Origin of the sequence: Rahnella rivi (genome assembly GCF_019049655.1) — a bacterium.
GTDB classification, from domain to species: Bacteria; Pseudomonadota; Gammaproteobacteria; order Enterobacterales; family Enterobacteriaceae; genus Rahnella; species Rahnella rivi.
This window is the reverse complement of record NZ_JAFMOX010000066.1, coordinates 183,691-196,510: the sequence shown is the minus strand read 5'-3', so window position 1 is coordinate 196,510 and position 12,820 is coordinate 183,691. Positions and strand designations below refer to the sequence as shown.

9 protein-coding genes are annotated in these 12,820 nt (G+C 54.0%); 6 read left to right on the top strand and 3 right to left on the bottom strand.

From position 1 onward, the window contains the following. Positions 1-52: 52 nt before the first annotated feature. A complete protein-coding gene (mfd, locus tag J1779_RS22110) occupies positions 53-3,496 on the bottom strand; it encodes a transcription-repair coupling factor (RefSeq protein ID WP_056778806.1) in 3,444 nt (1,147 codons plus the stop codon). A 238-nt stretch (positions 3,497-3,734) separates the two neighbouring features. Between mfd and lolC the strand changes: the two genes are divergently transcribed. The 6 genes from lolC to J1779_RS22080 all read left to right on the top strand — a co-directional run bounded on the left by lolC (position 3,735) and on the right by J1779_RS22080 (position 9,971). Next, on the top strand, positions 3,735-4,937 hold the full coding sequence (gene lolC, locus J1779_RS22105; protein ID WP_217204806.1) for a lipoprotein-releasing ABC transporter permease subunit LolC: 1,203 nt from the start codon (positions 3,735-3,737) through the stop codon (positions 4,935-4,937). Beyond that, a complete protein-coding gene (lolD, locus tag J1779_RS22100; RefSeq protein WP_056778810.1) occupies positions 4,930-5,634 on the top strand; it encodes a lipoprotein-releasing ABC transporter ATP-binding protein LolD in 705 nt (234 codons plus the stop codon). The genes lolC and lolD overlap by 8 nt, the downstream gene beginning before the upstream one ends. Continuing rightward, positions 5,634-6,884, top strand: coding sequence for a lipoprotein-releasing ABC transporter permease subunit LolE (gene lolE / locus J1779_RS22095; RefSeq protein ID WP_056778814.1), 1,251 nt, complete (start codon positions 5,634-5,636; stop codon positions 6,882-6,884). The genes lolD and lolE overlap by 1 nt, the downstream gene beginning before the upstream one ends. A 54-nt stretch (positions 6,885-6,938) precedes the next feature. After that, positions 6,939-7,769, top strand: coding sequence for a Sir2 family NAD+-dependent deacetylase (gene cobB / locus J1779_RS22090; RefSeq protein ID WP_056778819.1), 831 nt, complete (start codon positions 6,939-6,941; stop codon positions 7,767-7,769). A 142-nt stretch (positions 7,770-7,911) separates the two neighbouring features. Further along, positions 7,912-9,141, top strand: a complete 1,230-nt coding sequence (gene pepT / locus J1779_RS22085; protein WP_183846436.1) for a peptidase T — start codon at positions 7,912-7,914, stop codon at positions 9,139-9,141. A 194-nt stretch (positions 9,142-9,335) separates the two neighbouring features. Beyond that, entirely contained in the window at positions 9,336-9,971 is a 636-nt protein-coding gene (locus J1779_RS22080; protein ID WP_217204805.1) for a hypothetical protein, read from the top strand. Between the two features lie 92 nt (positions 9,972-10,063). Here the strand turns inward: J1779_RS22080 and J1779_RS22075 are convergent, their stop codons facing one another. After that, complete coding sequence (locus tag J1779_RS22075; protein ID WP_136375120.1) at positions 10,064-11,185, bottom strand: ribosomal protein uL16 3-hydroxylase; 1,122 nt, start codon at positions 11,183-11,185, stop codon at positions 10,064-10,066. 135 nt (positions 11,186-11,320) lie between these two features. Further along, positions 11,321-12,775: a two-component system sensor histidine kinase PhoQ gene (phoQ, locus tag J1779_RS22070; RefSeq protein ID WP_056778829.1), complete on the bottom strand. Its 1,455-nt coding sequence runs from the start codon at positions 12,773-12,775 to the stop codon at positions 11,321-11,323. Between the last annotated feature and the right edge of the window lie 45 nt (positions 12,776-12,820).

The following is a 12,820-nucleotide window of genomic DNA, read 5'->3' as shown; positions in this document are numbered from 1 at the left end:
AAAAAGCCCGGTGAATGATATGTTCACCGGGCTTTTTTTAATCACCAGACCCTCAGATCACATGCTCAGCGAATTCTCCGAGCATCTCGCTGACAAACTTCAGCCGTTTTGGCCGGTCAGTCAGATCCAGCATAAACTTCAGTTTGGTCGGGCCGTCGAGACGATACACCTGCGGCTGCTTTTGCAGCAGGCCAATCAGGTGGCCCGGATCGACACGGTTTTTATCGCCAAACTCAATGAAGCCGCCGCGCTCATTGCCTTCAATGCGTTTGATGCCCAGATCTTTCGCCTTTAAACGCAGTATGGCGATTTGAATCAGATTGCGCGCGCCGTCTGGCAGGGAGCCGAAACGGTCGATAAGTTCGACACGCAGCTCATCCAGTTCACTTTCATTGCGCGCACTGGCGATACGTTTATACAAGGACAATCGCGTATTGACGTCAGGAATGAATTCTTCCGGCAACAGCGCAGGCATGCGCATCTCGACCTCGGTCTGACTGGTGGTCAGATCCTCAAGCGAAGGTTCGCGGCCTTCTTTCAGCGCTTCCACGGCGTTTTCCAGCAATTCCATGTACAGCGTGAAACCGATGCTGGTCATCTGTCCGCTCTGGCCTTCGCCGAGCAATTCGCCTGCGCCACGAATTTCCAGATCATGCGTCGCCAGCGCAAAACCTGCACCGAGATCTTCCAGTGAAGCGATCGCTTCGAGGCGTTTGTGCGCATCAACAGACATGGCTTTCGGCGGCGGCGTCAGCAGGTAAGCATACGCCTGATGGTGCGAACGCCCTACACGGCCACGCAACTGGTGAAGCTGCGCCAGACCAAAGTGATCGGCACGTTCAATAATGATGGTGTTCGCCGTCGGGATGTCGATGCCGGTTTCGATGATCGTGGTGCACACCAGCACGTTGAAACGCTGATGGTGGAAATCATTCATCACCCGCTCGAGGTCGCGTTCACGCATCTGACCGTGGCCAATGGCGATACGTGCCTCCGGTACCAGTTCCGCCAGGCGCTCAGTGGCTTTCTCGATATTTTCGACATCATTAAATAAGTAATACACCTGCCCGCCGCGCAAAATTTCACGCAGGATAGCCTCGCGGATCACCAGGCTGTCGTATTCGCGGACGAAGGTTTTCACCGCCATACGGCGCGCTGGCGGGGTGGCGATAATCGACAGATCACGCATGCCGCTCATCGCCATATTCAGCGTGCGCGGGATAGGTGTGGCAGTCAGGGTCAGAATATCAACGTCAGCGCGCATCGCTTTGATACGCTCTTTGTGGCGTACCCCGAAACGATGCTCTTCATCGACAATCAGCAGCCCGAGATCTTTCCAGCGCAGGTCGCTTTGCAGCAGTTTGTGCGTGCCGATAATAATATCCACTTTGCCTTCCACGGCTTCTTCGATCACCGCCTGCTGCTCTTTGGCGCTGCGGAAACGGGACATCATTTCGATGCGCACCGGCCAGCTGGCAAAGCGGTCGCGGAAGTTGTCAAAGTGCTGCTGCGCCAGCAGCGTAGTCGGCACCAGCACCGCCACCTGTTTGTTGTTGGCGACGGCGAGGAAGGCCGCGCGCATCGCCACTTCGGTTTTGCCGAAACCGACGTCGCCGCAGACCAGACGATCCATCGCCAGCGGCTGTGTCATGTCGGTCAGTACGGCATTGATGGCCTGTGCCTGATCCGGCGTGGTTTCAAACGGGAAGGCCTGGCAGAACAGCTGATACTGTTCTTTGTCGTGTTTGAAGGCGAAACCGGTTTTGGCTTCGCGCTGGGCGTAAATATCCAGCAACTCGGCGGCCACGTCGCGTACCTTCTCGGCGGCTTTTTGCCGCGCTTTTGACCAGGCTTCGCCCCCGAGTTTGTGCAGCGGAGCGCTGTCATCGGCACCGCCCGCATAACGGCTGATGAGATGCAGGGACGACACCGGCACATAGAGTTTATCTTCACCCGCATAGGTCAGGATCAGGTACTCGGCTTTGATGCCACCGGCCTCGAGCGTGGTCAGACCCAGATAACGGCCCACGCCGTGTTCGACATGCACCACCGGCTGACCGGGGCGCAGTTCCGCGAGATTGCGGATCAGCGTATCGGTGTTGATGGTGCGGCGGCTGTCCTGACGACGGCGCGCCACGCGCTCGCCGAGCAGATCGCTCTCACAAATCAGCGCCAGCTGTTTATCGGCATCCAGAAAACCGCGTTCGCAGGCGCCAATCATAATGTAACGACCGGCCGTTTCAGCTTCTTCAATACGGGTGATGAGCTGCGGCATCAGTTTGATGCGCGCCAGTAAATCCTGCAGCGTTTCCCGGCGGCCTTCACTTTCCACTGAGAAAACCAGACTGCCGGCAAAGGATTCATTAAAGCGGCGCAGGTTATCCATGGGCGCTTTATTTTGCGGCTGAACAGATAAATCCGGCAGCTTTTCATAACTGAGATTGGTGTTCGCGGCTTTTTTCGGCAGCGAATCGGTACGCAGCTGAACGCGCGGCCAGGCTTTGAGTTCAGCGAACAGGGTATCCACGCGCAGCCACAGGTTTTCAGGCTCGAGCAGCGGACGCATCGGATCCACCCGGCGGTTTTCGTAACGCTGGTTGGCGTCCTGCCAGAAACGCTCGGCAGCAACGTCAAGATCGCCGGTATTAAGCACCAGCGTATTTTTCGGAAGATAGCTGAATAAGGTGGTCAGCGGCTGGCTGAAAAACAGCGGCTGCCAGTATTCAATCCCGGCCGGGAACGTGCCTTTACTGACCTGCTGATACACGTGTTCGGCATCGCGGCGCACTTCGAACTTCTCGCGCCACTGGCTGCGGAACAGTTCAATGGCATTTTTATCGGTCGGGAATTCATGCGCGGGCAACAAATTGATGTGATCAACTTCGCTCAGCGTGCGCTGTGTATCGACGTCAAACGTGCGCAGACTGTCGATTTCATCGTCGAAGAAATCGATGCGGAAAGGCTCATCGCTGCCCATCGGATAGAGGTCGAGCAGGGCGCCACGGGTGGCAAACTCACCGTGCTCCATCACCTGATCGACGCTGCGGTAACCCGCCTGTTCCAGCTGTGAACGCAGTTTATCGCGTGACAGTTGCTGGCCTTTCTTCATCACCAGCGCGTGGCCGTGCAAAAACTCGTGCGGGCAGACGCGTTGCATCAACGTATTCACTGGCAAAATAATGATGCCGCGTTCCATGGTTGGAAGCTGATAAAGGCTGGAAAGGCGCGAAGAGATGATTTCCTGATGTGGCGAGAAACTGTCGTAGGGCAGGGTTTCCCAGTCCGAAATGCTCAGCACTTTATGATCGGTAAACTGTTGAATTTCATCGCGCAGACGCAGGGCATTTTGCATGTCCGGTGCGATCAGCATGATCGGGCCCGCGTGGCGTTCACTGATTTGGGCGCATTCCAGGGCACAGGCGGAGCCGGTCAGTTGCCCTAAAAGGCGGGTGTCACCGGGGCGTTCAGGCAATGAATAACGATAATCTTGAGACATAGGCTGTTTTGCGTTCTCGTTTGGCGGCAGCAGGGGGCCAATTAGCAGACCGTATCTTGCGATGCGCATACAATCGGGGTCAACCCGGCTCTGCAATAAAAAAGGACAAAAGAGCCCCGGGATTAAACCGATTACTTTGGGTTAATGGTTCCATAAAGCGGTGCTAGCCTTTATTATCCTTCATCACTTTAGTCTGCGCCATGCACTTATTTGCGGCCAAGCACTTAAAACGGAAGTCATGTATCAACCTGTCGCGTTATTCATAGGCCTGCGCTACATGCGCGGGCGTGGTTCGGACCGCTTTGGGCGGTTTGTCTCCTGGCTGTCCACCATTGGCATTACCCTCGGGGTGATGGCGCTGGTCACGGTGCTGTCGGTCATGAACGGTTTTGAGAAGGATCTGGAAGGAAATATTCTGGGTCTGATGCCTCAGGCGTTGGTGACCACACCGGCCGGATCGCTGGATCCTCAAAAAATTACCCATCTACAGATAACGGCGCTGAAAAGTGTCAACCGCGCTGTGCCTCTGACCACCGGTGACGTGGTGCTGCAAAGCCCCGGCAGCGTGGCCGTGGGTGTCATGCTCGGTGTCGATCCGACACAGCAGGATCCGCTGGCGAAATATATGATTGGCGTTGCCCAGCAGGAGCTGCAACCCGGTAAATACAACGTCATTCTGGGCGATCAGCTCGCGCAACAGCTTAAAGTACGGCGTGGCGATAAGCTGCGTCTGATGGTGACCAGCGTCAGCCAGTTCACGCCGGTCGGGCGTGTGCCAAGTCAGCGTTTGTTTACCGTGATTGGCACGTTCTCAGCGAACAGCGAAGTCGATGGTTATCAGATGCTGGTCAATATCCAGGATGCTTCACGTCTGATGCTGTATCCGAAAGGCAACGTGACCGGCTGGCGTTTATTCCTTGATAAACCGCTGGATGTCGACAGCCTGAGCGTTCAGAAGCTGCCGGAAGGCACCAGCTGGAAAGACTGGCGTGAGCGTCGGGGTGAGCTGTTCCAGGCCGTGCGCATGGAAAAAAATATGATGGGCCTCCTACTTAGCCTGATCGTGGCGGTTGCCGCGTTCAATATCATTACCTCGCTGGGTTTACTGGTGATGGAAAAACAAGGCGAAGTGGCGATTCTGCAAACGCAGGGGCTAAGCCGCCGTCAGATCATGGCCGTATTTATGGTGCAGGGCGCCAGTGCCGGTGTGATCGGCGCGCTGCTCGGTGCCGTACTGGGCGTGGTGCTCGCGACCCAGCTCAATACAATTATGCCGGCTATCGGGCTGATGCTTGATGGCGCGTCGCTGCCGGTCGATATTGAACCGGTTCAGGTCGTGGTTATCGCGCTGTCCGCCATGATCATTGCTTTATTATCTACGCTGTATCCTTCCTGGCGCGCTGCTGCCACCCACCCCGCAGAGGCTTTACGTTATGAGTAATTCTTTATTATTGCAGTGTGACAACCTCTGTAAGACTTATCAGGAAGGCAAACTGCGCACCGACGTGTTGCGTGACGTGACATTCGCCATGCAGCCGGGCGAAATGATGGCGATCGTTGGCACCTCAGGTTCCGGTAAAAGTACGTTGTTGCATTTGCTGGGGGGGCTGGACTCACCGACCTCCGGCGAAGTCATTTTTAAAGGCCAGTCGCTGAATTCGATGTCTTCTTCCGCGAAATCAGAACTGCGCAACCGCGAGCTCGGCTTCATCTATCAGTTCCACCATTTGCTGCCTGATTTCACCGCGCTGGAAAACGTCGCGATGCCGCTTTTGATCGGTAAAAAGAAATCCGCTGAGGTGCAGGAACGTGCGATGGCGATGCTTGAAGCGGTTGGGCTGCAACACCGCAGCCATCACCGTCCTTCCGAGCTTTCCGGTGGCGAGCGTCAGCGTGTGGCGATCGCCCGTGCGCTGGTCAATAATCCTTCACTGGTGCTGGCCGACGAACCGACCGGTAACCTGGATCAGCGCAATGCCGACAGTATCTTTGAATTGCTGGGCGAACTGAACGTGCGTCAGGGCACCGCGTTTCTGGTGGTCACGCATGCTCTGGAACTGGCGAACCGCCTGACGCGTCAGCTGGAAATGCGCGACGGCAGGTTGCAGCAGGATTCGATGTTGCTGGGAGCGAAGTAATGTCAGGCATTCCGTTTTCCTTACTGATCGGCCTGCGGTTCAGCCGTGGCCGCCGTCGCAGCGGCATGGTGTCGCTGATTTCGGTGATTTCGACCTTGGGTATCGCGCTGGGTGTAGCGGTGTTAATCGTCGGTCTGAGTGCGATGAACGGCTTCGAACGCGAACTGAAAGATCGCGTGCTGGCGGTGGTGCCTCACGGTGAAATTCGTCCGGTGAATCAGCCTTTCAATGACTGGCAGGGCGTGCTGGAACGTGTTGAAAAAGTGCCGGGTATTGTGGCCGCTGCGCCGTATATTCAGTTCAACGGTCTGATCGAACACGGCGCAAAATTGCGCGCGATTCAGCTCAAAGGCGTGGATCCGCAGAGTGAACCCCGCGTAAGCGCCGCGCCGAAGTTTGTGCAAAACAACGCATGGCAGAATTTTAAAGCCGGGGAGCAACAGCTGATCCTCGGTAAAGGCGTTGCCGATGCGGTCGGTGTGAAGCAGGGCGACTGGGTGACGGTGATGATCCCAAACAGCGATCCTGAAATGAAGCTGTTGCAGCCAAAACGCATCCGTTTGCAGGTCACCGGCATTTTGCAACTCAGTGGCCAGCTTGATCACAGCCTCGGCATGGTGCCACTGGCGGATGCGCAGCAATATCAGGATATGGGTACCAGCGTCACCGGTATCGATATCAAAGTGAACGATGTTTTCGCCGCGCAAAAACTGGTGCACGACGCCGGTGAAGTGACGCAGGCGTATGTTTACATCAGCAGCTGGGTGGGCACTTACGGCTATATGTACCGCGATATCCAGATGGTGCGCGCGATTATGTATATGGCGATGGTGCTGGTGATTGGCGTAGCCTGTTTTAATATCGTTTCGACGCTGGTGATGGCGGTGAAAGATAAAAGCAGTGATATTGCGATTTTGCGCACACTGGGCGCGAAAGACGGGCTTATCCGCGCCGTCTTCATCTGGTACGGTTTACTGGCCGGGCTGGTCGGCAGTATCGCCGGGGTAGTGATCGGCGTGATCGCCGCGTTCCAGCTGACCAATATCATTAACGCGCTGCAAAAGCTTACCGGACATCAGTTCCTGTCGGGCGACATTTATTTCATCGACTTCCTGCCATCGGAAGTTCACTGGACTGACGTGGCGGGCGTACTGTTTACCGCACTGGTGCTGAGTTTGCTGGCCAGCTGGTATCCTGCGCGCCGTGCAAGCCGTATCGATCCGGCCCGGGTACTCAGTGGCGGTCAGTGATCACATTGTCAAAAGCAGCCTTTATGTTCAGACACAGAGAGTAAGGAGCACTTCATGCGCACACGTCATCGTCTGTGTCGGTTTCGCAAAAATAAACGTATCCGGCATCAGCGGTTCCGGTCGAACATTTTCCACCGTGATTCAATGGCCGCCGCGTCATTGAAGAAACCGTTCGTGGTGGTGCTCACCGGCGCGGGGATTTCCGCCGAGTCCGGCATCCGGACTTTCCGTGCTGCCGATGGCTTATGGGAAGAACATCGCGTGGAAGATGTGGCGACGCCGGAAGGTTATCGCCGCGACCCTGAGCTGGTGCAGCGTTTTTACAATGAACGTCGCCGCCAGTTGCAGCAGGACGATCTCAAACCTAATGCCGCACACTACGCGCTGGCCACGCTGGAAGAAGCGCTCGGTGACAATTTCCTGCTGGTTACGCAGAACATCGACAATCTGCATGAGCGCGCAGGCAGTTCACGCGTGCTGCACATGCATGGCGAACTGCTGAAAGTGCGCTGCACGCAGTCAGGACAAATTCTGGACTGGCCGGGTGATCTGAGCGTTGACGATCGCTGTCATTGCTGCCAGTTCCCGGCTCCGCTGCGCCCGCATATTGTGTGGTTTGGCGAAATGCCACTGGGTATGGATAACATCTACGATGCGCTGGCAAAGGCGGATTTCTTCGTGGCGATTGGCACCTCCGGCCATGTTTATCCGGCGGCGGGATTTGTTCATGAAGCGCGCATCGGCGGCGCCTGTGCGGTGGAACTCAACCTCGAACCCAGTCAGGTTGAAAGCGAATTTGATATGAAACACTACGGGCTGGCGAGCGAAGTGGTGCCTGAATTCGTGCATAAATTCCTGACGAAGAAGGATGAAGCCTGGTCATAGCCGGGCTTTTTTAACGATACATCCCAAAAATTGCGCCTGATCCTAAGAGTTCTTTGCGTAAACTTGGTGAAAAATGACCTGACGCAATATTCACGGTATTCATGCTGCGCATAATAAAATACAGCCGCCAGAGGATACCCAAATGGATAAGTTGCTTGACCGTTTTCTTCACTATGTTTCTTTCGATACCCAATCAAAGCCCAATGTAAAACATACGCCGAGCACTGACGGACAGCTTAAGCTGGCGCAGGCGTTGCGTAATGAACTGATGGCGCTGGGCTTTTCACAGGTAACGCTCAGTGATAAAGGCTGCGTCATGGCTACGGTGCCGGGCAATGTGGCCTGGAAAGTGCCGGTTATCGGTTTTATTTCCCACCTTGATACCGCCCCCGATTTCACCGCCAAACACGTCAATCCGCAGGTAGTCGAAAACTACCGTGGTGGCGATATTGCGCTGGGTAACGGTGATGAAGTGCTTTCTCCGGTGATGTTCCCGGTGCTGCATCAATTACTGGGCCAGACGCTCATCACCACAGACGGCAAAACGTTGCTCGGTTCTGATGATAAATCGGGTATCGCCGAAATCGTTACCGCGATGGTGCGTCTGCAAAACAGCAATGTGCCGCACGGACCAATCCGCATTGCTTTTACGCCGGATGAAGAAATCGGCAAAGGCGCACAAAGCTTTGATATTCCTGCTTTTGGTGCTGAATGGGCTTATACCGTTGACGGTGGCGGAGTGGGGGAACTGGAGTTCGAGAACTTCAATGCTGCCTCAGCGACCATTAAAATCGTCGGTAATAATGTTCATCCCGGCAGTGCGAAAGGCGTGATGGTGAACGCACTCTCTCTCGCCACCCGGTTCCACAGCGAATTACCCGCCGATGAAACCCCGGAACAGACTGAAGGTTATGAAGGTTTCTATCACCTGACCACCATTAAGGGCAACGTTGAACGCGCGGAAATGCATTACATCATCCGTGACTTTGACAAAGTGGCATTCGAAGCCCGTAAGCAAAAGATTATTGATATCGCGCATCTGGTCGGTAAAGGCCTGCACCGGGATTGCTATATTGAAGTGACGCTCGACGATCACTATTACAATATGCGCGATAAAGTGGCCCAGCATCCGCACATTATTGCGCTGGCGCAACAGGCAATGAAGGATTGTGATATAGAACCGATCATGAAGCCCATTCGCGGCGGCACGGATGGCGCACAACTTTCTTTCCGGGGTTTACCTTGCCCGAATATTTTTACCGGCGGCTATAACTTCCACGGTAAACATGAATTTGTCACGCTGGAAGGAATGGAAAAAGCGGTATCAGTGATTATGCGTATTGCAGAGCTCACCGCAGAGAAATCGAGATAAGTTGATTAAACACCTCCGGATTTATTATTAAAGTCGGGGGTGTTTATTACATGACACGCAGAGATTACTTACAGTTTATCTGAATATCAATGATAACCTCCATCAATATCAATAATACCTCTATTCATTAATGACATTATATTTACGCCTCCATCAATGCCATAATTTTGGCAGGTTAATCATGGAGAGATAGCGTGGAAACAGCACCGACAGCACGAACAGTAGCCAGATTGCAGACAGTAGAAGGGATCAGAGAGTTTGTTAAGCAAAGAACGGCTTTCGCCGATTTCAGTCAGGGAATTAACGCATGGGTATTTATCTGGTATCCCGGAGACGGGAATATTGGTCATGCAGCCATGTTTATTGGTCCGATTGCTCATGAAAGCACTTATGTCAGCTGGTGGCCACGGTTCGAAGACGACAAAATTCTTTTCAGGAAATACCCTGCCAGACCCTCAGCGGGTTATGAAATAGATTGTGAAAGAGAAGCCTGTGATCCGGATGTCATTTATGGTATCAGATCGCTGGATGAAGTAGCGATGAAGCGGACATGGCATGACATTTGTTACTCCAAAGACTCGCCATCCTTTAGAACATTATCAAAAAATTGTGCAAATATAGTAGGGAGGATATTAAAAGCCGGTTTAATTAATTCCCCTCTCAGGCATAAAGTGTTTGGGATAATGGACGGTGACTTTTACGTCTCAACGCCTAAGCGTATTGCTGTAATTTGTAATCTCTTACGAGATAATAATAAGGCTGTAAAAATAAGAATGTCAGCGAAAACCCGAAATTTAAACCCCTTTAAAACGGTATTTCGTTTGCGCTAGTTTTTTTATAAACAAGAAAAAATAAATAAGAACGGAATAATTAATAACGGAAAAAATAAGGGCATCAGAATGCCCTTATTTTTTTATCAATATCAGTCGTTGAAATACCAGTAGCCGCTGTTCACCAGTGCAGACAACAGGGCGAGGAACGAAGGATCGTCAAGCGCATCACCGAGCATTTCACGAGTCACCGTCTTGTGGCGTGCCATGGCGTCAACGGCGGCGGTTTGTTCAGACGTCATCGCCTCGCCATTCACGTAACACACATCCCCTACGCGCAGTACGCGCAAACCACCGACGCGTTCAAGCGTTTCGCCCGACGCCATGAGTTCATAGATTTCACCCGCCTGATACGGAGGTTCCGGCGGAGCCAGATCCAGTTCATGACGTGACTGTGAGATGAATTCGCCAAACCAGCTGTTGAAATGCTCAGGGTTATTGATCAGTTCGAGCATCATACCGCGCAGCTTATCCAGCTCGGCAGGCTGGACTTCAGCCGGATGTTCGCGCTCAACCAGATCCGGATCGGTATAACGATGGCTTCCCAGTTCACGGGAAAGGACATGATCGGCAAATCCGCTGATCATTTCGCGGGTGTTCGGCGCGCGGAAACCCACTGAATAATTGAGGGAATTCTCCAGCGAATAGCCGTCATGCGGGAAGCCCGGCGGAATGTAGACGATATCGCCAGGTTCCAGTTCTTCGTCGATAATGGCTTCAAACGGCTCAACCTGAAGCAAATCCGGATGCGGACAGTGTTGTTTCATGGCGATTTTTTCGCCCACGCGCCAGCGGCGGCGGCCGGTGCCCTGAATGATAAACACGTCATATTGATCAAGGTGCGGGCCTACGCCACCGCCAGGCACCGAGAAAGAAATCATCAAATCGTCCATGCGCCAGTCAGGAATATGACGGAAAGGCGTCATCAGATGCGAGGAGGGCTCATGCCAGTGATCGACGGCCTGAACCAGTACCGACCAGCCGTTTTCGCCCAGATGATCATAGCTCTCAAATGGCCCGTGGCTGACGTTCCAGCGACCGTCCTGATTGCTGACCAGACGGCTGTCGACTTCACTTTCCATTGCCAGACCGGCCAGTTCATCCGGAGAAATCGGATCGACGAAATTTTTGAAACCGCGCTTTAACACGACAGGACGTTTTTGCCAGTAACGTTGCAGGAAATCGTTCCAGTCCAGGTCTAGTTTGTAATCCATTTTTTTTCCAAAAGAAGGTGGGTCTGTAAAGGATTATAACGGAAGGTGTTGCGGCTGCGTTGGGCAATTGCCAGCAAATTTCGTACTCCGGTGAATAAAGCATCGAAATTTGCCGGAGATTGCATCCGTCGTCTGTTATTCGAGCTCGATGCCTTGCTGTAAACCAAAGCAAACCCGCATGCTGGCCCCGCCGAGCGGGCTGTCGCCAATGATGATTTGGCCGTCGTATTGCTCGATGATGTCGTTCGCCAGAGAAAGTCCCAGCCCTTGCCCCGGACGCAGGGTATCGGCGCGCTGCCCGCGCTGGAAAATCACTTCACGTTTGCTGACCGGAATGCCAGGGCCGTCATCTTCAATCAGGATCACCAGCTGGTTTTCGGTGTGCACCGCACTGATTTCCACAAACTCCAGGCAGTATTTACAGGCGTTATCAATGACGTTGCCCATCACTTCCATGAAGTCGTTCTTTTCGCCGACGAAGGTGATTTCCGGCGAGATATCGACGGTGATCACCACCCCTTTACGCTGATACACCTTGTTCAGCGCCGAACACAAACCGTCGAGGATCGCAGGCACCGAATGCACTTCGCGGATCAGTAAATTTTGTTCAGAGCGCAGGGTGGCCCGGTGCAGGTAATAGCCAATCTGCTGCGAGATGCGGCTGATTTGCTCGAGCATCACCGGTTCAGCTTCTTCGATGGTCATCTGTTTGCCATTGCGCAGGGCGCGCAGGGTGGACTGCAACACCGCCAGCGGCGTTTTCAGGCTGTGAGTCAGGTCTGCCAGCGTGGTGCGATAGCGATCGTAGCGCCCACGTTCGCCGTGCAACAGGATATTCAGATTGCGCACCAGCCCGAGCAGCTCGCGCGGCGGATTTTCATCCAGCGATTCGCGCTCATGGGTTTCCAGTTCGGCGACCTGATGGATCACTTCTTTGATGGGCCGCAGGCTCCAGTACGCCGCCAGCCACAGCAGCGGCACCACCAGCAACAGATTGGCCAGCAGCACATAACTGAACCATTCCCAGACCAGATCGGAACGCTGTAACTCTTGCGGGATCGTATCGACGACCACGATGTTCAGTGCCGGCAGGCGCGCCGTGGCGTTGTAGGTATTCACCGCGATGGAGTGCGTCATGGCGTTGGCATCGGTGTCGTCGTAATCTTTCAGCTTGTCCTGCGCCTGCGGATTATTACCCAACACTTCGCTGCTGATTTGCGTGTCGGTATCCAGCTCATAAAAACCTGGTTTATTCATCCAGGCTTTATTGATCTGAGCTTCCAGTTCCGGGATACGGCGTTCCGCCCACAGCAATTTACCGTCGGCGTCGTAAATAAACACCAGCGTGGGCGTATTAAGGTCCAGATCGGGCGGAACATTGATGGAGAGTTTGCCTTCGCGCCATTGCGCCAGGCTAAAGAAGAGATTGCTCTCACCGCGCAGCAGGCGATAGGCCGTTTTATCGAAACTCACCATGTAGCCAACCACTGCCACCAGCCCGTAGGCCAGCGAAAGCGCGAGCACAACGGCGGCCGTCGCCATCATAAAACGCACGCGCAGGGAGAAGGGTTTTTTAGTACGTCCTTTCATGACGCGTCCTTACGTAGTGAGGCATCAGGCGGTAGTAAACCACGT